We start from the raw sequence: 21,384 nt of genomic DNA on the forward strand, positions 1-21,384 counted from the left end.
TGCCTGCTCCTGGCGCGGTGACCATCGGGTGTCACCCTGAAACGACCCTGAGACCTCACGCGCACAGCCCGGAGCCTGCCCTGAGATCGCGGGCGGAGGCCCACGGCCCGACGAGGTTCGTGTGACGATCGTCCGGTGACCACACCTGTCGCGGGCCCACCCGCCCGACCACCGCTCCTGCGACCTGCCAACGGCAGGCTGCTCGGTGGCGTCTGCCTGGCCATCGCCGCGCACCTGCGTGTCCCGGTGCACACGGTCCGCCTGGCGACCGCCGTCCTGTGCGTCGCTGGCGGGGTCGGCTTCCTCGCGTACGGCTTCCTGTGGTTCACGATCCCGACCGGGGACCCGTACGCACCGCCGGAACCGTCGCCCGAGCGGGCGCGTCTGGCGCCCCGGGCCCCGGTCCCGCACGAAGAGCGCCCGGTGAGCGCGTGGGCGCAGCTCCCGATCCGGGACATCCTCGTCGGCGCCCTCTTCCTCGTCGCCGCGGCGGCTCTCGTCGCCAACCGGGCCGGTGTCCAGATCGAGTGGTCCTGGGTCATGCCCGTCGTCGTCGCCCTCATCGGCACCGGGATCGCCTGGAGCCAGCTCGACGAGCGCCAACGAGGCCGCTGGTTGACGATGGCCGGCGGCCGGACGCCCAACGGGGTGCTGCGTCTGGCGGGTGGTCTCGTGCTCGTCCTCATCGGTGTGCTGCTCCTCGTGAGCGACGACATGCCCGGGACCGCGATCATGCCCGCAGTGGTCGCGGCGCTCGCGGTGCTCGCGGGCACGGGGCTGGTCCTCGCTCCGTGGTGGCTGCGCCTCGTGCGGGAGCTCGGCGAGGAACGCGCGGCCCGGGAGCGGGCGAACGAGCGGGCTGACATCGCGGCCCACCTGCACGACTCGGTGCTCCAGACCCTCGCGCTCATCCAGCGCAGCGCGGACCGGCCCGGCGAGGTGACACGGCTCGCACGCAACCAGGAGCGTGAGCTGAGGGAGTGGCTCTACCGGGACCGCCCGGCAGCGGGCACCTCGCTCGCGGAGGAGCTCAGGGCGCTCGTCGCCGAGGTCGAGAACACCCTGACCGAACGCGCGGGCGGCGACGAGCCGGTCTCGCTCGACACGGTGGTGGTCGGCGACTGCGCTCCCTCCGAGGCGACCAGCGCGTTGTTGCAGGCCACGCGCGAGGGCCTCGTCAACGCCGTGGTGCACGGACGCCCTCCCGTGTCGCTCTACCTCGAGGTGAGCGCCGAGCGGGCCGAGGTGTTCATCCGCGACCGGGGCGACGGTTTCGACATCTCCGCCGTCCCGCGGGACCGGTTCGGCGTGCGGGAGTCCATCATCGGGCGCGTCCAGCGCCGGGGGGGCGAGGCGAGCGTGCGATGCACCCCCGAGCGGGGGACCGAGGTGCGGCTGTGCATGCCGCTGGCCGACCCGGGAGACGGGGCACGCGGTGCCACAGGGAAGAATGGCCCCGATGCCCAGGTCCCGTCGGGAGCGGCGGGCGGACAACCCGGGGACGAGCAGCCCGACGTACGCGAGGAGAGCAGCACATGACCGACGCAGAGCGCATCCGGGTGGTGCTCGTGGACGACCACGACATGTTCCGGGCCGGTGTCCGAGCCAGCCTCGACCCGCGGGTCGAGGTCGTCGGGGAGGCCGCGGACGTGGACACCGCGGTCGCGACGATCCGCGCGACCCTGCCCACCGTCGTCCTGCTCGACGTCCACCTCCCGGGGGGCGCGGGCGGCGGCGGCGCGGAGGTCCTCACCCGCTCGGCGGACCTCCTCGCCGGGACGCGGTTCCTCGCGCTGTCGGTGTCGGACGCTGCGGAGGACGTCGTCGCGGTCATCCGGGCGGGTGCACGCGGCTACGTGACGAAGGCGATCTCGGGGCCGGAGCTCAGCGCGGCGATCGAGAGCGTCTGGAGTGGTGACGCAGTGTTCTCGCCGCGGCTCGCGGGCTTCGTGCTCGACGCCTTCGGTACGGGGTCGACCGACCTCGCGGTCGCGGACGACGAGCTCGACCGGCTCTCGGCACGGGAGCAGGAGGTCATGCGTCTCATCGCCCGCGGCTATTCCTACCGGGAGGTCGCCGGTGAGCTGTTCATCTCCGTCAAGACGGTCGAGACGCACGTCTCCGCGGTGCTGCGCAAGCTCCAGCTGTCGTCGCGGCACGAGCTCACGCGGTGGGCCGCGGCCCGGCGCATCGTGTGATCCGGCAGGATGGTGCGATGACCTCCGAGAACGCTGCACCCGTCGCGGCTCCGACCGCTGCACCCACGGCCGCGCTGAGCGCGCCCGTCCTCGTCGCGTGCTCGCACGGCACCGACAATCCTCAGGGACGCGCTGTCGTCGACCAGATCGTCGCGGACGTCCGTGCGTCGCTGCCGGGCGTCGAGGTGCTGCAGACCTTCGTGGACGTGCAGCATCCGCAGGTCGAGGAGGTGCTCGGGTCGGTGGCTCCCGGGCGACCGGCCGTCGTCGTCCCGGTGCTGCTCTCCGGCGGGTTCCACGTGCACGTCGACATCGCCGAGGCGGTGGCGGCGCGCGCGGCGGCGGGTTCGCCCACCGTCGCGGCGAACGCGCTCGGCCCTGACCCCAGGCTCGCCGCGATCCTCCTCGAGCGCCTCGTCGGGGCGGGCGCCCGGGCGGGGGACGCCGTCGTCGTCGCCGCAGCCGGATCCTCCGACGCGCGCGCCGCGGCTGACGTCGAGGAGGTCGTCGCAGGCGTCGCCGAGGGGTGGGACGGGCCGGTGAGCGTCGGGTACTGCTCGGCGGCTGCCCCCCGGGTGGCGGTCGCTGCGGATCTCGCGCGTGCCGGGCGCGGTGGCGGTGACCACGGTCGGGTCGTCATCGCCTCGTACCTCCTGGCGCCCGGGTTCTTCCACGACAGGCTGGCAGGCGCGGGCGCTGAGATCGTCACGGCGCCCCTGGGCGCGCACCCCTTCCTCGCGGACGTCGTCGTCGACCGGTACCGCACCGCTGCCGCGACACTGACGGGGGAGCCGGTCGTCCCGTGACGCGCGCGTCCGACGCAGCCGGTCGTGGCGTCGACGCGCCGGTGGTCGTCACCGCAGGTGTGAGCATCCCGGCGAGGGAGCTCGCGTGGCGGTTCTCCCGCGCGTCCGGCCCGGGCGGCCAGGGCGTGAACACCGCGGACAGCCGCGTCGAGCTCGTGTGGGACGCTGCCGCCTCCCCGACGGTCGCGGCACTGCCCGACGCGGTGCGGGAGAGGGTGCTCATCCGACTCACGGCACGGTGGGCCGGGGCGCGCGTGACGATCACCGCCTCGGAGCACCGTGCCCAGCTGCGCAACCGGATGGCGGCCAGAGAGCGGCTGGCGCAGCTCGTCCGCGAGGCGCTCGCGCCGCCCCCTCGTGCACGGCGGGCGACGCGCCCGACCCGCGGCTCCGTGGAGCGCCGGCTCGTCGCGAAGCGGTCGCGGTCCGCGACGAAGGCCGGTCGCTCGGCAGACCACCGCCGTGGCGAGGGCTGAGTGCCCGCCACGACCGGAGAAGCGCGCGGGCTAGCGGTCGCACCAGGCCGGTGACCGGCGCACGACGTCGCCCACGACGGTGATCGCCGGCGGTCGCACCCCCGCCGCCACCGCGATCTCGGCGATGGTGCCGAGCGTTCCGACGGTGGTGCGCTGGCGCGCTCCGTACCCGTCCTCGACGACCGCGGCAGGCGTCTGCGGGTCGCGCCCGTTGGCGATGAGACCGGCCGTCGTCAGAGGCAGGTGCGCGACGCCCATGAGGAGGATGACCGTGTGGTCGGGCGCTGCGGGCACCCGGCCGACGTCCTCGTGGCCGGTGAGGACGGTGAAGCCGCGGGAGAGCCCGCGGTGCGTCACGGGGATCCCGGCCGCGGTGGGGACGGAGATGGCGCTCGTGACCCCGGGGACCACCTCGGTGGGGATGCCCGCGGCCTCGCAGGCGTCGAGCTCCTCGCCGCCCCGCCCGAACACGTAGGGGTCGCCACCTTTCAGGCGCACCACGCCGCGCCCGGCGAGCGCGTGCTCCACGAGCAGCTCGTTGATCCGCTCCTGGGGGATCGGGTGCAGCCCGGAGGTCTTGCCGACGTCGATGACGTCGACGTCGGGCGGGAGCTCGTCGAGGATGGCACGCGGTGCGAGCCGGTCGATGACGACGACGTCCGCGGCGGTGAGCAGCGCCCGGGCACGGACGGTGAGCAGGTCGAGCCGCCCGGGGCCCCCGCCGACGAGCGCGACCCAGCCGGTGGGGGCGGGAGCGGCGGCGTCGGCTGCGCCTGCGGAGTGCGCCTGCGCGGCGGAAGGGCGGGCAGGCGCGTGCCGCACAGGCAGCGTCCCGTCCCGCAGCCCGCGCTCGACGGCGTCCCGGACGCGGATGGACCGTCGCGGGTTGCGTTCGCTCGCGGAGGAGGACGTCACGGCGACCACGACGTCGTCGACGTGCGCGATCGCGGGCACCCATGCGGTGCCGCGCACCGCGTCCCCGGCCACGACGCAGAACACCTGTCCGGCGTCCGCGTCCGTCGCGACCTGCGCGTCGACCTCGGGGTCACCGGTCGCGGCGTGGGCGAGCCATGCGCCGGCAAGGTCCCCCGGGAGGTACTCCCGCTGGTGCTCCCAGGTGGCCGCGCCGGACGCCACGAGCTCGGCGAGCGGTGCGCAGAGCGCGGGGGAGACGACCACGACGGACGCACCGGCGTCCGCGAGCGAGCGTGCGCGACGAGCGGCGACGAGCCCTCCGCCGACGAGGACGACACGGCGTCCGGCCAGTCGCAGGCCGAGGGGGAAGATCTCCGGTGTGTGGTCGGCGTCCGTCATGGCACCGAACACTACGGCCCCGCCGCCCGGGCGTCCGGCACGGTCCGCAGGACGATCCCGCCGGGCGCCCTCCGCAGGGCAGCGTTCAGCGTCCACCGTCCGCGACGAGGCCGCGGCGGCGCATGACGGCGCGCTCGACGGGGGCGAAGACGAGGAGCTCCACTGCGATCCCGACGACGAGGATGAGGATGATCCCGACGAAGATGCGGGACATGTCCCCGAGGTCGCGCCCCTGCTGCAGCAGCTGCCCGAGCCCGAACCCGATGTCGCCACCCACGGCGATGAGCTCGGCGGCCATGAGGGACCGCCACGAGAACGCCCAGCCCTGCTTGAGGCCGGCCAGGTACCCGGGGAGCGCGGCGGGGAGGATGACGTACCGCACGAGCTCGACGGGGTTGGCCCCGAGCACGAGGCCGACGCGGCGGTACAGCGGCGGCACCTGGTCCACACCCGCGACGATCCCGTTGATGATCGACGGGACCGCCCCGAGGAGGATGACGGAGTAGATCGTCACGTCGCTGAGTCCGAACCAGATGACTGCCGCGGGCACCCAGGCGACCGACGGCAGCACCTGCAGGCCCGTGATGAGCGGACCGAACGACGCACGGATCCAGCCCACGCGGGCGACGACGATCCCGAGCGGTGTGCCGATGATGGCGGCGAGGAGGAACCCGAGGACCCCGCGTTCCACGCTCGTGGTGAGTGCAGCCAGGACCGTGTCGTCGTCCCAGAGCCGCAGGAACGTCATCCCGACGAGGGCGGGTGGGGGGAACTGCGTGACGTCCTGCGGACCGAGCCGGAAGGCGATCTCCCACGCGAGGAGCAGGACGCTCACGGAGATCGCGAGCGGCAGGACGGCACGCAGGGTCTTGCGGGACCGGCTCGGCCGAGCCGTGGAGGACGTCTGGAGCGCGTCCAGCCCTGCCTCGAGGGAGCTGAGGGTGTCGTCCGGGCGCCCGCTGCCGGTCCCCGGGCTCGTGAGGGTCTCAGAGGGCATGGCGGCGGATCTCCTCGCGCAGCTCGTTGGTGATCTCGTGCGCGAGCCTCGCGACCTGGGGTGCAGAGATGCTGCGCTCGCCGGTGACCTCGACGTCCCACTCCTGGACGATGCGCCCGGGCCGGCTCGACATGAGCAGGACGCGCTGGCCCAGGCGGACGGCCTCACGCACGTTGTGGGTGATGAACACGACGGTGCGACCGGTGGCCTTCCACACCCGCTCGAGCTCGTCGTGCAGGAGGTCACGCGTGATCGCGTCGAGCGCGGCGAAGGGTTCGTCCATGAGCAGCACGTCGCGCTCCTGGGCGAGCGCCCGAGCGAGCGCGACGCGCGAGCGCATGCCACCGGAGAGCTCGTGGACCCGCTTGTCGGCCGCGCCGGCGAGGTGGACCATGCCGAGGAGCTCGCCGACGCGCTGGCGCCGCTCGCTCTTGCCGACGCCCCGGAGCTTGAGTGCGAGGTCGACGTTCTGGCCGGCGGTGAGCCACGGGAAGAGCGCGGCCTCCTGGAACATGAGGGCGGCGCCGTCACCGGCCACCTCGACCGTGCCGCTCGTGGCCCTCTCGAGACCGGCCATGATGTTGAGCAGCGTCGACTTGCCGCACCCGGAGGCGCCGAGCAGGCAGACGAACTCCCCGGGGCGGATCGTCAGGTCGATGCCCTCGAGCACGGCGGGTCCGTCGGGGGCGAACCGCTTGTGGACGCCGGTGATCTGCACGGCGGCGTCGCTGCGCAGCGGCGTGGGCAGGGTGGTGGAGGTGGTCATGCGGCTCATTCCTTGCCGAGGTGGGCGGCGCTGACGGCCGGGTGTCCGTGGGCACCGAGCACCCGGTTGAGGATCCGCAGGTCGTAGATCCCGTCGAGGGCGCCCTCGGGGTCGATGCCGAGCGGGAGCTGGGTGGTGCCCGCGTCGAGCCCGTCCGTGAAGAGGGTGTCGAGCGTCCCCGCGAGCGGGTCCGGGGTGAAGGTGAGGTTCGAGAAGGCCCGGGTCAGGACGTCGTCGGACAGGGCTTTGCCGGCCGTCTCCTCGAGGGCGTCGTTGACGACCGCGGCGGCCTCCTGCGGGTGCGCACCGATCCAGTCGACGGCGCGCACGTGCGCGTCGAGGACGGCCTCGACGGTCTCGGGGTGCTCGCCGAGGAACTGCTGGGTGGCGACGACGTTCGTCGTGACGAACTGTCCGCCGGGCCACAGGTCCTTCTCGTCGACGAGGACGCTGGCGCCGGCCTCGATGACGAGGCGCGACGCCCAGGGCTCGGGCACCCACGCGCCGTCGATCTCACCGCTCGTGAACAGCTGCAGCGCCTGGGCGTTGGCGGTCGGCATGAGAGCGACGTCGCCGCCGCCGTTGAGGTCGGTGGTCAAGCCGTTCTCCGCAAGGTACGCGCGTGCGGCGACGTCCTGGGTGCCACCCCGTTGGGGTGTCGCGAGGTTCGTGCCCGCGAGGTCCGCGATGCTCGTGATCGTGGGGTCGACGACGAGCTGTGCGCCACCCGAGGCCGCGCCGGCGATGATCCGCAGCAGCGCGCCGTTCGTCGTCACGTACCCCGTGAGAGCCGGGTTCGGTCCGAGGTAGGCGATGTCGATGGAGCCACCCCGGAGGGCCTCGACCGCTGCGGGCCCGGCGTTGAACGTCGACACCGTGATGTCGACGTCCGGGCCGAGGGCCTCGGCGAAGTAGCCCTCGACGTCCGCCACGAGGGCGGGGGCGTGCGTGACGTTGGCAAAGTACCCGATGCGCACCTCGTCAGCCGCACCGCGATCGGTGTACTCGGTCGCGTTGGCCGGGCGGCCCGTGGTGGCGCACCCGGTGAGCGCCAGGACACCGAGCGCGAGGGCGAGCACGGCCGCCGCCGGGCCGCGCCGGCTCGACCGTCGAGGGCGTGTCATGGCTCGCGCTCAGATGGCGTACTGGACGGGGCGGTCCTCGGGGGAGCGGGCCGCGGCGAGCGCGTCGCCCACCATGCCCGCGGCGAGCGTTCCACCGGAGGCGGCGTCGATGAGGAGGAAGGCGCCGGTCCGGCGGGAGACGACGTACTCCTCCGCCGCGATGGGGCTCGCGAGACGCAGGGTGACCCGGCCGATGTCGTTGAGGTCGAGGCGCTCCGCGGGCTCGAGCTCCGTGGTGTCGAGGTCGAGCTTGCCCACGATGTCCCGGACGACCGCCTGGACGGTGCGCGTCGTGTGCTTGAGCAGGACGCGCGAGCCGGGCAGGAGCGGCCGCTCGGCGAGCCACGCCACCGTGCCCTCGACGTCCTGGGTGACGTCAGGGACGTCCTGTGCCGACGCGATGAGGTCGCCGCGGGTGATGTCGATCTGGTCGGCCAGGCGCAGGGTCACGGACTGTGGCGCGAAGGCTTCCGTGAGGGTCCCGTCCGCGGTGTCGATACCCTCCACGACGGTCGGGCGCCCGGACGGCAGCACGACGACGGGGTCACCGACGCGCACGACGCCCGCAGCGATCTGGCCCGCGTACCCGCGGTAGTCACGGTGCTCCGGGTCGCGCGCCGCGCCCTGCGGACGGATGACGGTCTGCACGGGGAACCGGAAGGACTCGTCGCTCGGCTCGTCGGCGGGCGGGAGCTCCTCGAGGAGCTCGAGGAGGCTGGGGCCGCCGTACCACGGGGTCCTGTCCGAGCGGTCGACGACGTTCGCGCCCTCGAGCGCGGAGACGGGGATCGTCCGCAGGTCGGCGACGCCGAGGTCCTCACCGGTCGCGGTGATCTGTGCGGCGAGCTCGTCGTACCGCTCCTGGGAGTAGCCGACGAGGTCGATCTTGTTCACGGCGACGATGACGTGCGCCACGCGGAGCAGGGAGGCGACGGCGAGGTGGCGCCGCGTCTGCTCGAGCAAGCCCTTGCGGGCATCGATGAGCAGCACGACGACATCTGCTGTCGAGGCGCCCGTCACGGTGTTGCGCGTGTACTGCACGTGCCCGGGGCAGTCGGCGAGGATGAACGAGCGGCGGGCGGTCGCGAAGTACCGGTAGGCGACGTCGATCGTGATGCCCTGCTCACGCTCGGCGCGCAGGCCGTCGGTGAGCAGCGCGAGGTCGGTGGTCTCGAGGCCCCGGTCGCGGCTGACGCGCTCGACGGCGTCGAGCTGGTCGGCGAGCACGGACTTGGAGTCGAACAGCAGGCGGCCGACGAGGGTGGACTTGCCGTCGTCGACGGAGCCGGCCGTGGCGAGCCGCAGGAGCGTTCCCTGGGTGGTCATCAGAAGTAGCCCTCTTTTTTCCGGTCTTCCATCGCGGCCTCGGACATGCGGTCGTCGGCGCGGGTCGCGCCGCGCTCGGTGATGCGGGTCGCGGCGACCTCGGTGATGACGGCCGCGACATCGGTCGCGTCGGACTCGACGGCTCCGGTGCAGGACATGTCGCCGACGGTGCGGTAGCGCACCTGGACGGTGCTCACGGGCTCGTCCTCCCGGGGTCGGGAGTACGGCCCGACGGCGAGCAGCATGCCGTCGCGCTCGAAGACCTCGCGGTCGTGCGCGTAGTACAGGGGCGGGAGCTCGATGTTCTCGCGCTCGATGTACCGCCAGATGTCCAGCTCCGTGAAGTTGGACAGCGGGAAGGCGCGCACGTGCTCGCCCGGGCGGTGGCGGCCGTTGTAGAGGTTCCACAGCTCGGGGCGCTGGTTGCGCGGGTCCCACTGCCCGAACTCGTCGCGCAGGGAGATGACGCGCTCCTTGGCGCGGGCCTTCTCCTCGTCGCGCCGGCCGCCACCGAACACGGCGTCGAACCTGTGGGCCGTGATGCCGTCGAGCAGCGGCTGCGTCTGCAGCGGGTTGCGGGTGCCGTCGGCGCGCTCGGACAGGCGCCCGTCGTCGAGGTAGTCCTGGACGCTCGCGACGACGAGGCGCAGGCCGAGCCGCTCGACGGTGGCGTCCCGGTAGGCGAGCACCTCGGGGAAGTTGTGCCCCGTGTCGACGTGCATGACCGGGAACGGCACCGGCGCGGGCCAGAACGCCTTGGCGGCGAGGTGCAGCATGACGACGGAGTCCTTGCCCCCGCTGAACAGCAGCACGGGACGCTCGAACTCGGCGACGACCTCACGGATGATGTGGATCGCCTCGCTCTCGAGCGAGTCCAGCTGGCTCAGGCGACGCTCGGCCCGCAGCGCTGCCGCCGGGACCGGGGTCCCGTCGGTCGGCGCGGCGGCGACGGACGCGGCGCTCGTGGCGTGGTCGAGTGCCGTGTCGTCGGCATCGGTGATCGTCATACGTGGAGCCCACATTCGGTCTTGTCGAGTCCGGCCCAGCGGCCGGAGCGGGGGTCTTCGCCGGGGGCGACGCGGTTGGTGCAGGGGGCGCACCCGATCGACGGGTAGCCGTCGTTGAGCAGCGGGTTGAGGATGACCTGGTGCTCGCTCGCGTAATCGAGCAGGTCGTCGAAGGACCAGGCAGCGAACGGGTTGATCTTCACGAGCCCGTTCTTGTCGTCCCAGGTCACGAGCGGCGTGGTCGCCCGCGTCGGGGCCTCGTCGCGGCGCACGCCGGTGACCCACAGCTCGTAGCCCTGGAGGGTGCGGTGCAGGGGCTCGACCTTGCGCATGGCGCAGCACGCGCCAGGGTCCCGCGCGAAGAGGTTCTTGCCGTAGGTCTCGTCCTGCTCCAGCACGGTGAGCTGCGGCAGGACGTCGACGATCGTCACGTCCATCTGCTGCTCGACGGCGTCCCGCGTCCCGCGCGTCTCCGCGAAGTGGTAGCCGGTGTCGAGGAAGAGGACGTCGACCCAGGGGGACTGGGCGGCGACGACGTGCGGGAGCACGGCGTCGGCCATCGAGCAGGCGACGGCGATCGAGTCGCCGAACTCCCGGACGGCCCAGGCGACGACGGCCGCGGCATCGGCCTCGTCGGCGGAGCCGACGCCTGAGCCCGCGAGCTCGAGCTGACCGCGGGCGACGATCTCCTGGAGCTCGGCATCGGAGCGCTTGGGGCGCTGGGTGCGTGCGCGGCGCTCGGCGTGGGCCGCCTTGCTCGCCTCGCGGTGCTCGGTCCGGGCCTGCGCGGCCGCGCGCATCGCGGCCAGCGGACTCAGGGCGTCCTCGACGGTCATAGCAAGGCCTCCTCGTCGGCGCGGTGCGACCACTCGGCGAAGGTCTCCGTCGTGTCCTTGTCCGCCTCGTAACGACGCACCACCCGCTCGACGTATTCCGAGAGGTCGTCCGCGGTGACCTTGAGGCCACGCACGGTGCGGCCCAGTCCGGCGAGGTCGCGGTCCTGGTTGGCCAGCCCCCCGCCGAGGTGCACCTGGAACCCGGGGACCTGCTCGCCGGCGTCGTTCATGACGATCTGGCCCTTGAGGCCGATGTCCGCGGTCTGGATGCGCGCGCAGGAGTTGGGGCACCCGTTGACGTGCAGCGTGATCGGCTTGAGGTGCGAGGTGTCGCCGAGCCGCTTCTCGAGGTCGTCGATGACGGCCGTGGCCGTGTCCTTGGTGTCGACGATCGCGAGCTTGCAGAACTCGATCCCGGTGCAGGCGATCGTGTTGCGGCGGAACGCGCTGGGCTCGGCCTCGAGGCTCAGCGCGCGCAGCCCGTCGACGACCGTGCGGACGTCCGCGGGCGGCACGTCGAGGACGAGCAGCTTCTGGTGCGGTGTCAGGCGGACCCGCTGCGAGCCGATCGACTCGGCGAGGTCGGCGACACCGCTGAGGATGGTCCCGGACACCCGACCGACGTACGGCGCAGCGCCGACGTAGAACTTGCCGTCCTTCTGCTCGTGGATGCCGACGTGGTCACCGGGGCTCGTCGGACGTGGCGCCGGCGGGCCGTCGGGCAGCGTGTACCCGAGGTACTCGTCCTCGAGGATCTGCCGGAACTTCGCGGTGCCCCACTCCGCGAGCAGGAACTTCAGGCGAGCCTTGTTGCGCAGACGGCGGAAGCCGTAGTCGCGGAAGATCTGGGCGACCCCGTGCCAGACGTCGGGGGCTTGCTCAGCGGTGACGAACGCGCCGAGGCGCTCGCCGAGACGCGGGTTCGCGGAGAGTCCTCCCGCGACCCACAGGTCGTACCCGATCCCGAGCTCAGGATGCTCGAGGGCGACGAATGCGACGTCGTTGATCTCGTGGACGACGTCCTGGCTGGGGTGGCCGGTGATCGCCGTCTTGAACTTGCGGGGGAGGTTCGCGAGCTCGGGGATGCCGATGTACCGCCGGGTGATCTCGTCGATGACGGGGCGGGGGTCGATGAGCTCGTCCTTGGCGATGCCGGCCACGGGGCTGCCGAGCACGACGCGCGGGACGTCGCCGCACGCCTCGGTGGTCTGCAGGCCGACGGCCTCGAGCCGGCGCCAGATCTCCGGGACGGCCTCGACCTCGATCCAGTGGAGCTGGATGTTCTGCCGGTCGGTGATGTCGGCCGTGTCCCGGCCGAACTCGGTGGAGATCTCGGCGATGACGCGCAGCTGCTCGGTGGTCAGCCCGCCTCCGTCGATGCGGACGCGGAGCATGAAGTAGCGGTCTTCGAGCTCGTGCGGCTCGAGGGTGGCGGTGCGCCCGCCGTCGATCCCCGGTTTGCGCTGCGTGTAGAGGCCCCACCAGCGGAATCGCCCGTGGAGGTCGTCGCCGGTGATCGAGTCGAATCCCTCCTTGGAGTAGATCGTCTCGATGCGCTCACGGACGCTGAGGCCGCCGTCCTCCTGCTTCCACCTCTCGTTGCCGTTGAGGGGGGTGGTGCCGTCGATCTTCCACTGGCCGTTCGGCTTCGGGGTGCGGGCCGCGCGGGCGGGGCGAGCGGCTGCGACCTCGGCGGATGACGTCATGGTGGGGGTTCCTCGCGGTGTGGTGGTGCGTGGCAGCGCGAGGAGGAGGGCTCAGCATGATCTCCGGACCGAGCGGTCGTCTCGCGCGCCCTGGTCTGGTCGATCGGCGCCCGTGGGCGCGGTCAGGTCAGGCGCGGGTCAACAACAGCAACACGAGGTGCTGGACGCGCGACGCAGGGCGCAGCAGAGCGTCGTCTGCTGGGTGCTGCGGGCCGTGGTCATGGCGTCGACGCTACGGGTCGGCGTGCGGCAGTGTCGAGCGCGTCCACCATGCGAAACACTTTTCCACCATGCGAGACGGTGCGCGAACCGGGCGGCGCGATGCCCGGGTGCTCCGAGAATGTGCCGACCGCCCCGGTCGGGCGTGTGACGGCGTCGGCGCCTTCCCTATGATCGGAGGCATGCAGACGCTCTACGATCTCCTCCTCGTCCTCCACCTCGTCGCCTGGGCCATCGTCCTCGGTGGCTGGATCGCGACCATCCGCCAGCCCGGCGTCTACCGCGGCACCCTGCACGCGGCCCTCACGGCCCTCGTCACCGGCATCGCCATGGTGGGGATCGCCAGCTCGTCCGACGCCGTCCACGACCCGAACAACACGAAGATCGCGGTCAAGCTCCTCGTCGCGCTCGTCGTCACCGTGCTCGCGTTCGTCGCCAAGCGCAAGGGTGACGACGCCCCGGTCGGGATCAAGCACACGATCGGCGCACTCGTCATCGTGAACATCTGCCTCGCGGTCTTCTGGTGAACGGAGCCGGCGAGCTTCTCGTCGGGCTCGCGATCGGCGTCGGGATCTTCGGTGCGCTGACCCAGATCATCCCGGGGAGCATCATCATCCTCGTCGCCGTCGGCGTCTGGGCCGGCGTGACCGGGGGCGCCGCAGCGTGGACCGTGTTCGCCGTCGGCTTCGTCGCCATCGCCGCCGCGGCGGTCGTCAAGTACGTGCTGGCCGGGCGCCACCTCAAGCGCGCCGAGGTCCCCAACCGGACGCTCCTCGTGGGCGGCGCGCTGGGGATCGTCGGGTTCTTCGTCATCCCGGTCGTGGGCCTGCCCATCGGCTTCGTCGGCGGCGTCTACCTCGCGGAGTACCTCCGCCGCAGAGACCAGCGCCTGGCCTGGACGTCGACGCGCGCGGCGCTCACGGCCACGGGGATCACGATCCTCATCGAGCTCGCTGGCGCGCTCGTCGCAGCGGGGGCGTGGATCGTCGGGCTGCTCGTCACCTGATCGCGACGCGGTTCGTCAGGCTTGTCCTGACACGCCCCCTCGCAGGCGTCCGCCCCGCGTTCGGGTGGCACGGCCCTGGTCATATCCGCAGCTCCGCGGCCGATGAGAGCGGGGACCCACCCCTGCGAGCCTGCGAGCGCACATGCTGCCACGACTCTCCTCGACCTCGATCCGGACCCGTCTCGTGGTCATGGTCGTCCTGTCCGCTCTCGGGATGGCTGTGGTCTGCCTCGCCGCGTCGGCCATCGTCCGCGAACGGATCATGGCCGAGCGCCAGGCCGCCACACGGGCCGTCGTCGAGACAGCAGCGGGCGTGCTCGAGCAGTACGGCGAGCTGGCTGCCTCCGGTGCGATGAGCCGGGACGACGCCCAGGCCGCAGCGGTCCAGGCGGTCGCCCAGCTCCGGTACTCCGGCGAGGAGTACTTCTGGATCAACGACATGTATCCGACGATGATCATGCACCCGATGAAGCCCGAGCTCGACGGCACCGACCTCACCGAGAACACCGACCCTGACGGCAAGCACCTCTTCGTCGAGATGGTCGATGTCGTGGAGGCCGACGGCTCAGGACTGGTCGAGTACCAGTGGCCCAAGCCGGGCCACGAGGACCCGCAGCCGAAGGTGTCCTACGTGACGGGCTACGAGCCGTGGGACTGGATCATCGGCTCCGGTGTCTATGTGGACGACGTCCGGTCCGCGGCGCTCGCCGACGCGGGGAAGCTGCTGCTCGCCGCAGCTGCGGTCCTCGCGTTCATCGCCGGGAGCTCCATCCTCATCGCGCGATCCATCGTCCGGCCGATCCGCCGGGCCGCCGACGTCCTGGCCTCCGGCGACCTCGCCTCCCGTCTCGACGAGGGGCGCCAGCGTACGGAGCTCGAGCACCTCGCGGTGTCGCTCAACGCGATGCTCGACCGCTCGTCGTCCGTCGCGGCCGAGGTCAGCAGGATCGCGGCGACGCTCGATGCCTCTGCCGCGCGCCTCATCGAGACCGGGAACGGGATCGCCACGGCGTCCGCCGACGCCACGTCGCAGACCGTCGCCGTCTCCGGCGCTGCCGTCGCGGTGAGCGAGGGGATCGACACCGTCGCGTCCGGCGCGCACCAGATGGGCGCGTCGATCAGCGAGATCGCCCAGAACGTCCACGCAGTCGCGAGGATCGCCGCCGAGGCGGTGCAGGCGGCGGAGGCGACCAACCAGACGGTGTGCACCCTCGGCTCGTCGTCCGCGGAGATCAGCAGCGTCGTGAAGGTCATCACGTCGATCGCTGAGCAGACGAACCTGCTCGCGCTCAACGCGACGATCGAGGCGGCCCGGGCCGGCGATGCGGGCAAGGGCTTCGCGGTCGTCGCGAGCGAGGTCAAGGACCTCGCTCAGGAGACCGCGCGGGCGACGGGCGGCATCTCCGAGCGGGTCGTGGCGATCCAGGCCGCCGTCGAGCGGGCAGCGGGAGAGATCACGCAGATCTCCCAGATCATCGCGCGCATCAACGACTACCAGGTGACCATCGCCGGCGCGGTCGAGGAGCAGACGGCGACGACCACCGCGATGGCGACGACGATGGTGGCGGTCGCCGACAGCGGGCGGGACATCGCGGTGACCCTGCAGGGCATCGAGTCGGCGTCGCGTTCGACGTCGCTCGAGATCGACACGGTCCGCGGCGCTGCTGCGGAGCTCGGCGAGACGTCACGGCTGCTGCAGCTCGCGGTGAGCGCCTTCGCCCGCTGACGCGGTGTGCGGTGTCCGTGGGCACGCATAGGCTTGTCGGGCTATGACATCGCTCTTCGATCACCTCCCAGGCTTCGACGGTCCGGTCCCCGAAGCCCCCCGCGTCCGACTCCCGCGCGCCGAGCCCTCGGGCCAGGACGCGTCGGCGGCGGAGCCGTCCGACGGCGAGCCCGGGGGGCCGGGCGGCCGCGCGGCGGTCGCCGGGCTGGGCACCGGACCGGGGACCGGCCCGGAGGGGACGGCGTGGTCGCGCGCCTCCGCCGAGCGCACCGCGGAGTGGGAGGGCCGTGCACGCGAGCTGCAGGAGTCGGCCTCCCGCAGGTCTGACGCCCTCCTCGAGGGCCTCAACCCGCAGCAGCGCGAGGCTGTCGTGCACGGCGGCGGCCCGCTCCTCATCGTCGCCGGCGCGGGGTCGGGAAAGACGCGCGTGCTCACCCACCGCATCGCGCACCTCCTCGCGACGGGACGGGCACGGCCGAGCGAGATCCTCGCCATCACGTTCACGAACAAGGCGGCCGCGGAGATGCGCGAGCGCGTCGAGGCGCTCGTCGGGCCCGCCGCGGGCCGCATGTGGGTCTCGACGTTCCACTCCGCGTGCGTGCGCATCCTGCGCAAGGAGGCGTCTGCTCTCGGGCTGCGTCAGAGCTTCTCCATCTACGACGCCGCGGACTCCCAGCGCCTGCTGACGATGATCCTGCGGGAGCTCGACCTCGACCCCAAGAAGTACCCCGCCAAGCAGCTGAGCCACAAGATCTCGTCGCTCAAGGACGAGCTCGTGGGGCCGGAGCAGTACGCCCGCGAGTCGGGTGCGTCCGACGCTGCGGGCTCGACCGCGAACGAGTTCGACCAGGTGCTCTCCGACGTCTACACGCGTTACCAGGCGCGGCTGCGTCAGGCGCACGCCTTCGACTTCGACGACCTCATCATGACGACGGTCCGGCTGCTCCAGGAGCACCCGGCCGTGGCGGAGCACTACCGGCGGCGGTTCCGGCACGTCCTCGTCGACGAGTACCAGGACACCAACCATGCGCAGTACACCCTCGTGCGGGAGCTCGCCGGGGTCGGGTCGCGCGCAGAGGAGCCGGAGCCCGGGCAGCCCGCTCCGCTCGGTCCCGGGGAGCTCACCGTCGTCGGCGACGCCGACCAGTCGATCTACGCGTTCCGTGGCGCGACGATCCGGAACATCCTCGAGTTCGAGGCCGACTACCCGGACGCGCGCACCATCCTCCTCGAGCAGAACTACCGGTCCACGCAGAACATCCTCTCGGCAGCCAACGCCGTCATCTCCCGCAACCCTGACCGCAAGGCCAAGCGGCTGTGGACGGATGCCGGAGCCGGCGCGCCCATCGTCGGGTACGTCGCGGACAACGAGCACGAGGAGGCGCGGTTCATCGCCCAGGAGATCGACCGCCTCGGCGACGCCGAGAGCGTCCGGCCCGGCGACGTCGCGATCTTCTACCGCACCAACGCCCAGTCGCGCGCCCTCGAGGAGGTGCTCATCCGGGTCGGCCTGCCGTACAAGGTGGTCGGCGGTACCCGCTTCTACGAGCGGCGCGAGGTCAAGGACGCCATCGCCTACCTCCGCGCGGTCGCCAACCCGGACGACGACGTCAACCTGCGGCGCATCCTCAACGTCCCCAAGCGCGGCCTCGGGGACCGTGCCGAGTCGATGGTCGTCGCCCAGGCCGAGCGGCAGCGCTCGTCGTTCGGTGAGGCCCTCGACCACGTCGAGGACATCCCGGGTCTCACGTCCCGGTCGCTCAAACCGCTGCTGGCGTTCCGCGAGCTCATGTACGGCCTGCGCGAGCTCGCCGAGACAGGCGCCGGGCCGGCCGAGGTGCTCGGTGAGGTGCTCGACCGCACCGGCTACCTCGCCGAGCTGCGGGCGAGCGACGACCCGCAGGACGGCACCCGGGTGGAGAACCTCGCCGAGCTGCACGCCGTGGCAGCTGAGTTCGAGGAGTCCGAGCCGGAGGGGACGCTCGCCGACTTCCTCGAGCGCGTGTCGCTCGTCGCCGATGCGGACCAGATCCCCAGCTCCGACGACGCGGGCCACGAGGGCACCCCGAAGGTCGACCCCGGTGTGGTGACGCTCATGACGCTGCACACCGCCAAGGGCCTGGAGTTCCCCGTCGTGTTCCTCACCGGCATGGAGGACGGCACGTTCCCGCACATGCGGTCCCTGCACGACGAGGTCGAGCTCGCGGAGGAGCGACGCCTCGCGTACGTGGGCATCACCCGCGCGCGCGAGCGTCTGTACATCTCGCGCTCCGCCGTGCGCTCGGCGTGGGGCATGGCGAACGAGTTCCCGCCGTCGCGGTTCCTCGACGAGATCCCCGAAGAGCTGTGGGACTGGCGGCGGCGCGAGTCGAGCATGGCCGCACTCCGCGGTCCCGGCGGTTTCACCGGTGGCTACGGCTCGGGTGGGTACGGGTCCGGAGCCCGGCGCCGATCGTCGGACGACGACGACTTCGGCGCGCCCATCGGTGGCGGCGGCTACCGCGGGAACCGCGCGGCGTCACCCGGCATCCCGGCGTGGAAGAAGCAGGCCGAGCCGGCGAGCCCGACCTTCGGCTCCGGAGGCGGCAAGGCAGAGGCGGACATCCCGTCCCTCGCCGTGGGGGACCGGGTCACGCACGACTCGTTCGGGCTCGGCACGGTCGTCATGGTCGAGGGCGTCGGGGCCAAGGCGGTCGCCAAGATCGACTTCGGCGCCGACGGCCAGAAGCGCCTGCTGCTGCGCTTCGCTCCCGTCACGAAGCTGTAGGGGCCGCCGTCAGGCGGGCAGCACCCGGAGCGTGGTCAGGCACGTGGCGGCATCGTCCGCCGTGGAGAAGTCGGCCGAGCCCGCCCGGCCCTCGTGCTCGACCTCGATGGTGCCCTGGATGTCACGAGGCAGCCAGAACCCGACGAAGCCGTTGTCGAACGTCGTCACCGCCTCGTCGACGAGCACCTCGCCGCTCGTCCCGTCGACGATGCGGACCGTGATCTCCTGCCCACCGAGCTCTCCCTGGCACGTCGTCAGGCTGTGGTAGAAGCACTCGTGCGTCTCGTCCGCGTACGGGGCGACCGACAGGTAGAACAGGTCCTCGGGCAGGCTGAGCGACACCTCCTGCTCGCCGTCGGAGACGAGGACCTCGTCCGGACGGACGGACGCGACGAGGTCCTCGGGCCGGTCCCCGCCCGCCAACCGGTCGAGATGGTCGACGAGCGCGGTCGTCTCCATCCCGTCCAGCCCGTGCTCCGCGAGAAGGGTGCTGCTGGCCGCGGGGGTCGGCGCCCCGGGGGCGTCCTGGTCCGGGACCGCACATCCCGCCAGGAGCAGCGCGAGGACACCGAGGAGCGACAGGTAGCGGCTCATGGGCGTCTCCTCGTGGCGGCCGGGCGGGCCACCATGGTAGGCAGGCGCGCCGTCGCCGGGACCGGGTCCTACGTCCCCGCGACGCTTGGCGGCCAGCCGTCCGAGGGACAGGCGGTGCCCGCCACCGCGGGACGCAGCCGAGCACCGTCAGCGCCGGTGATCGAGCAGTGTGGCCCAGGACTCAGGGCCGGGGGTGACGCTGACAGGCCGTCCCGGTCTACTCTTGAGGAAAATGTCTCGACGTCGAGACATTTGCTTACCGGTCGACGGAAGGACGCAGCAGGGTGGACCTGTTCGAATACCAGGCGCGCGACATCTTCGAGAAGCACGGCGTTCCCGTGCTGGGGGGAGTGGTCGCCACCACCCCTGAAGAGGCTCGCTCAGGCGCGGAAGAGCTCGGCGGAGGAACTGTCGTCGTCAAGGCGCAGGTCAAGACCGGAGGCCGCGGGAAGGCGGGCGGCGTCAAGCTCGCCCACTCGCCCGACGAGGCCGCCGAGAAGGCCGGTGAGATCCTCGGCATGGACATCAAGGGCCACACGGTCCACCGCGTCATGATCGCTGCGGGTGCGAAGATCGCCGAGGAGTTCTACTTCTCCGTGCTCCTCGACCGGTCCAACCGCTCCTACCTCGCCATGGCGAGCGTCGAGGGTGGCATGGAGATCGAGCAGCTCGCGGTCGAGCGCCCCGAGGCGCTCGCGAAGGTCGCCGTCGACCCGCTCGTCGGGATCGATCAGGCCAAGGCCGACGAGATCGTGGCCGCAGCGGGCTTCGCCGACGACATCAGGGCTGAGGTCGCCGCTGCGTTCATCACGCTGTGGAACGTGTACAAGGAGGAGGACGCGACGCTCGTCGAGGTCAACCCCCTCGTGCGCACCGAGGACGGCTCCATCGTCGCGCTCGACGGCAAGGTCTCCCTCGACGAGAACGCCGGGTTCCGCCACGCGGACCACGCCGCTCTCGAGGACAAGGAAGCCGCTGACCCGCTCGAGGCGAAGGCGAAGGAGAACGACCTCAACTACGTCAAGCTCGACGGCGAGGTCGGCATCATCGGCAACGGCGCGGGACTCGTCATGAGCACGCTCGACGTCGTCGCATACGCCGGTGAGGCGCACGGCGGGGTCAAGCCCGCCAACTTCCTCGACATCGGCGGCGGCGCCTCGGCCGAGGTCATGGCCGCAGGCCTCGACGTCATCCTCGGGGACGAGCAGGTGAAGTCGGTCTTCGTCAACGTCTTCGGTGGCATCACCGCGTGCGACGCGGTCGCGAACGGCATCGTCAGCGCACTCGAGATGCTCGGCGACGCAGCGACCAAGCCGCTCGTCGTGCGCCTCGACGGCAACAACGTCGAGGAGGGTCGTCGCATCCTCAGCGAGGCCGCCCACCCGCTCGTGACCCTCGCCGAGACGATGGACGGCGGCGCCGACAAGGCTGCCGAGCTCGCCCACGCCGCAGCGAACGCCTGATCCGGACCCGAACGAGAGTAGAAGCAGACAACTATGGCAATCTTCATCACTGAGGACTCCAAGGTCATCGTTCAGGGCATGACCGGGTCCGAGGGTCAGAAGCACACGACCCGCATGCTCGCCTCCGGCACGAACATCGTCGGTGGGGTCAACCCCCGCAAGGCGGGCACGTCCGTGTCGTTCCCGAGCGGCGAGTCCACCGTCGACGTCCCCGTCTTCGGGTCCGTCGCCGACGCGATGGCCGCGACCGGCGCCGACGTCTCCGTGATCTTCGTGCCCCCGGCCTTCACCAAGGCCGCGGTCGTCGAGGCGATCGAGGCCGGTATCCCGCTCGTCGTCATCATCACCGAGGGTGTCCCGGTCAAGGACAGCGCAGAGTTCTTCACGCTCGCGCAGCGCAAGGGTGTCCGGCTCATCGGCCCCAACTGCCCCGGCCTCATCAGCCCCGGGCTGTCGAACGTCGGCATCATCCCGTCGAACATCACGGGCCCGGGCAAGGTGGGCCTCGTGTCCAAGTCCGGCACGCTGACGTACCAGATGATGTACGAGCTGCGGGACTTCGGGTTCTCCACCGCGATCGGCATCGGCGGTGACCCCATCATCGGGACGACGCACATCGACGCTCTCGAGGCGTTCGAGGCAGACCCTGACACCGCGGCGATCGTCATGATCGGCGAGATCGGCGGCGACGCCGAGGAGCGCGCAGCGGCGTACATCAAGGAGCACGTGACGAAGCCGGTCGTCGGCTACGTCGCCGGCTTCACGGCTCCTGAGGGCAAGACGATGGGCCACGCCGGCGCCATCGTGTCCGGCTCCTCGGGCACCGCGCAGGCCAAGAAGGAGGCCCTCGAGGCCGCCGGGGTCAAGGTCGGCAAGACGCCGTCCGAGACCGCTGCGCTCATGCGGGAGATCCTCTCCGCCTGACCCGCCTCCCAGCCGGTGCTCGCCACCGGCTCCCTGATGCCCGTCCCGCTCGGTGGGGGCGGGCATCAGGCGTTCCACGGGGCACGGCACGCGCATGCCGTCGCTCCGCTGGCGGGGCACGCCGGACGA

19 protein-coding genes are annotated in these 21,384 nt (G+C 71.9%); 10 read left to right on the top strand and 9 right to left on the bottom strand.

Translation table 11 applies throughout. The annotated features are described in order from the left end of the window. Positions 1-135: 135 nt before the first annotated feature. Genes AC2AXK_RS08575 through arfB form a run of 4 tightly spaced genes read left to right on the top strand, consistent with a single transcriptional unit; the run spans position 136 to position 3,480 of the window. Complete coding sequence (locus AC2AXK_RS08575; RefSeq protein WP_484344954.1) at positions 136-1,539, top strand: ATP-binding protein; 1,404 nt, start codon at positions 136-138, stop codon at positions 1,537-1,539. Beyond that, a complete protein-coding gene (locus tag AC2AXK_RS08580; RefSeq protein ID WP_484344955.1) occupies positions 1,536-2,198 on the top strand; it encodes a LuxR C-terminal-related transcriptional regulator in 663 nt (220 codons plus the stop codon). Before AC2AXK_RS08575 ends, AC2AXK_RS08580 begins: the two co-directional genes overlap by 4 nt. A 17-nt stretch (positions 2,199-2,215) precedes the next feature. Continuing rightward, positions 2,216-3,004, top strand: a complete 789-nt coding sequence (locus AC2AXK_RS08585; protein ID WP_484344956.1) for a sirohydrochlorin chelatase — start codon at positions 2,216-2,218, stop codon at positions 3,002-3,004. Beyond that, a complete protein-coding gene (gene arfB, locus AC2AXK_RS08590) occupies positions 3,001-3,480 on the top strand; it encodes an alternative ribosome rescue aminoacyl-tRNA hydrolase ArfB (RefSeq protein ID WP_484344957.1) in 480 nt (159 codons plus the stop codon). The genes AC2AXK_RS08585 and arfB overlap by 4 nt, the downstream gene beginning before the upstream one ends. Before the next feature lie 30 nt (positions 3,481-3,510). On the opposite strand, the gene cobA is transcribed toward arfB, so the two are convergent. The 8 genes from cobA to AC2AXK_RS08630 all read right to left on the bottom strand — a co-directional run bounded on the left by cobA (position 3,511) and on the right by AC2AXK_RS08630 (position 12,556). Beyond that, positions 3,511-4,794: a uroporphyrinogen-III C-methyltransferase gene (gene cobA / locus AC2AXK_RS08595; RefSeq protein ID WP_484344958.1), complete on the bottom strand. Its 1,284-nt coding sequence runs from the start codon at positions 4,792-4,794 to the stop codon at positions 3,511-3,513. An 85-nt stretch (positions 4,795-4,879) separates the two neighbouring features. After that, on the bottom strand, positions 4,880-5,791 hold the full coding sequence (locus tag AC2AXK_RS08600; protein ID WP_484344959.1) for an ABC transporter permease: 912 nt from the start codon (positions 5,789-5,791) through the stop codon (positions 4,880-4,882). After that, positions 5,781-6,557 (bottom strand): ABC transporter ATP-binding protein, encoded by a 777-nt coding sequence (locus AC2AXK_RS08605; protein ID WP_484344960.1) that lies wholly within the window; start codon positions 6,555-6,557, stop codon positions 5,781-5,783. Before AC2AXK_RS08605 ends, AC2AXK_RS08600 begins: the two co-directional genes overlap by 11 nt. 5 nt (positions 6,558-6,562) lie before the next feature. Continuing rightward, positions 6,563-7,681 carry an ABC transporter substrate-binding protein gene (locus tag AC2AXK_RS08610; protein ID WP_484344961.1) on the bottom strand — a complete coding sequence of 373 codons (1,119 nt, stop codon included), beginning with the start codon at positions 7,679-7,681 and terminating at the stop codon, positions 6,563-6,565. Positions 7,682-7,690: 9 nt separating this feature from the next. Further along, on the bottom strand, positions 7,691-9,007 hold the full coding sequence (locus AC2AXK_RS08615) for a sulfate adenylyltransferase subunit 1 (protein WP_484344962.1): 1,317 nt from the start codon (positions 9,005-9,007) through the stop codon (positions 7,691-7,693). After that, entirely contained in the window at positions 9,007-10,014 is a 1,008-nt protein-coding gene (gene cysD / locus AC2AXK_RS08620; RefSeq protein WP_484344963.1) for a sulfate adenylyltransferase subunit CysD, read from the bottom strand. The genes AC2AXK_RS08615 and cysD overlap by 1 nt, the downstream gene beginning before the upstream one ends. Beyond that, a complete protein-coding gene (locus tag AC2AXK_RS08625) occupies positions 10,011-10,850 on the bottom strand; it encodes a phosphoadenylyl-sulfate reductase (protein ID WP_484344964.1) in 840 nt (279 codons plus the stop codon). Before AC2AXK_RS08625 ends, cysD begins: the two co-directional genes overlap by 4 nt. Further along, positions 10,847-12,556, bottom strand: a complete 1,710-nt coding sequence (locus AC2AXK_RS08630) for a nitrite/sulfite reductase (RefSeq protein ID WP_484344965.1) — start codon at positions 12,554-12,556, stop codon at positions 10,847-10,849. The genes AC2AXK_RS08625 and AC2AXK_RS08630 overlap by 4 nt, the downstream gene beginning before the upstream one ends. 401 nt (positions 12,557-12,957) lie before the next feature. On the opposite strand from AC2AXK_RS08630, the gene AC2AXK_RS08635 reads away from it, so the two are divergent. The 4 genes from AC2AXK_RS08635 to pcrA all read left to right on the top strand — a co-directional run bounded on the left by AC2AXK_RS08635 (position 12,958) and on the right by pcrA (position 18,274). Next, positions 12,958-13,302 (top strand): hypothetical protein, encoded by a 345-nt coding sequence (locus AC2AXK_RS08635; protein WP_484344966.1) that lies wholly within the window; start codon positions 12,958-12,960, stop codon positions 13,300-13,302. Next, complete coding sequence (locus AC2AXK_RS08640) at positions 13,299-13,781, top strand: DUF456 domain-containing protein (protein WP_484344967.1); 483 nt, start codon at positions 13,299-13,301, stop codon at positions 13,779-13,781. Before AC2AXK_RS08635 ends, AC2AXK_RS08640 begins: the two co-directional genes overlap by 4 nt. Before the next feature lie 142 nt (positions 13,782-13,923). Further along, positions 13,924-15,507 carry a methyl-accepting chemotaxis protein gene (locus AC2AXK_RS08645; protein ID WP_484344968.1) on the top strand — a complete coding sequence of 528 codons (1,584 nt, stop codon included), beginning with the start codon at positions 13,924-13,926 and terminating at the stop codon, positions 15,505-15,507. 43 nt (positions 15,508-15,550) lie between these two features. Beyond that, positions 15,551-18,274, top strand: coding sequence for a DNA helicase PcrA (gene pcrA / locus AC2AXK_RS08650; protein ID WP_484344969.1), 2,724 nt, complete (start codon positions 15,551-15,553; stop codon positions 18,272-18,274). Positions 18,275-18,283: 9 nt separating this feature from the next. Here the strand turns inward: pcrA and AC2AXK_RS08655 are convergent, their stop codons facing one another. Then, a complete protein-coding gene (locus tag AC2AXK_RS08655) occupies positions 18,284-18,868 on the bottom strand; it encodes a CueP family metal-binding protein (RefSeq protein ID WP_484344970.1) in 585 nt (194 codons plus the stop codon). A 284-nt stretch (positions 18,869-19,152) separates the two neighbouring features. Here AC2AXK_RS08655 and sucC point away from each other — a divergent pair, with 284 nt between their 5' ends. Both sucC and sucD read left to right on the top strand, forming a co-directional pair. Next, the gene (sucC, locus tag AC2AXK_RS08660; RefSeq protein ID WP_484344971.1) at positions 19,153-20,331 is read left to right on the top strand and encodes an ADP-forming succinate--CoA ligase subunit beta; all 1,179 of its coding nucleotides are present in this window, start codon (positions 19,153-19,155) and stop codon (positions 20,329-20,331) included. A gap of 33 nt (positions 20,332-20,364) precedes the next feature. Next, on the top strand, positions 20,365-21,255 hold the full coding sequence (sucD, locus tag AC2AXK_RS08665; RefSeq protein ID WP_484344972.1) for a succinate--CoA ligase subunit alpha: 891 nt from the start codon (positions 20,365-20,367) through the stop codon (positions 21,253-21,255). Positions 21,256-21,384 lie beyond the last annotated feature (129 nt).

Source organism: Sanguibacter sp. Z6_81, assembly GCF_057180625.1.

What these genes read in the sequence shown, in the direction of transcription:
- AC2AXK_RS08645 (WP_484344968.1), top strand. Translation starts at nt 13,924, where the DNA reads ATGCTGCCACGACTCTCCTCGACCTCGATCCGGACCCGTCTCGTGGTC.
- AC2AXK_RS08635 (WP_484344966.1), top strand. Translation starts at nt 12,958, where the DNA reads ATGCAGACGCTCTACGATCTCCTCCTCGTCCTCCACCTCGTCGCCTGG.
- AC2AXK_RS08585 (WP_484344956.1), top strand. Translation starts at nt 2,216, where the DNA reads ATGACCTCCGAGAACGCTGCACCCGTCGCGGCTCCGACCGCTGCACCC.
- AC2AXK_RS08615 (WP_484344962.1), bottom strand. Translation starts at nt 9,007, where the DNA reads ATGACCACCCAGGGAACGCTCCTGCGGCTCGCCACGGCCGGCTCCGTC.
- AC2AXK_RS08630 (WP_484344965.1), bottom strand. Translation starts at nt 12,556, where the DNA reads ATGACGTCATCCGCCGAGGTCGCAGCCGCTCGCCCCGCCCGCGCGGCC.
- sucD (WP_484344972.1), top strand. Translation starts at nt 20,365, where the DNA reads ATGGCAATCTTCATCACTGAGGACTCCAAGGTCATCGTTCAGGGCATG.
- cysD (WP_484344963.1), bottom strand. Translation starts at nt 10,014, where the DNA reads ATGACGATCACCGATGCCGACGACACGGCACTCGACCACGCCACGAGC.
- AC2AXK_RS08655 (WP_484344970.1), bottom strand. Translation starts at nt 18,868, where the DNA reads ATGAGCCGCTACCTGTCGCTCCTCGGTGTCCTCGCGCTGCTCCTGGCG.
- pcrA (WP_484344969.1), top strand. Translation starts at nt 15,551, where the DNA reads ATGACATCGCTCTTCGATCACCTCCCAGGCTTCGACGGTCCGGTCCCC.
- AC2AXK_RS08610 (WP_484344961.1), bottom strand. Translation starts at nt 7,681, where the DNA reads ATGACACGCCCTCGACGGTCGAGCCGGCGCGGCCCGGCGGCGGCCGTG.
- AC2AXK_RS08580 (WP_484344955.1), top strand. Translation starts at nt 1,536, where the DNA reads ATGACCGACGCAGAGCGCATCCGGGTGGTGCTCGTGGACGACCACGAC.
- AC2AXK_RS08600 (WP_484344959.1), bottom strand. Translation starts at nt 5,791, where the DNA reads ATGCCCTCTGAGACCCTCACGAGCCCGGGGACCGGCAGCGGGCGCCCG.
- AC2AXK_RS08605 (WP_484344960.1), bottom strand. Translation starts at nt 6,557, where the DNA reads ATGACCACCTCCACCACCCTGCCCACGCCGCTGCGCAGCGACGCCGCC.
- cobA (WP_484344958.1), bottom strand. Translation starts at nt 4,794, where the DNA reads ATGACGGACGCCGACCACACACCGGAGATCTTCCCCCTCGGCCTGCGA.
- AC2AXK_RS08625 (WP_484344964.1), bottom strand. Translation starts at nt 10,850, where the DNA reads ATGACCGTCGAGGACGCCCTGAGTCCGCTGGCCGCGATGCGCGCGGCC.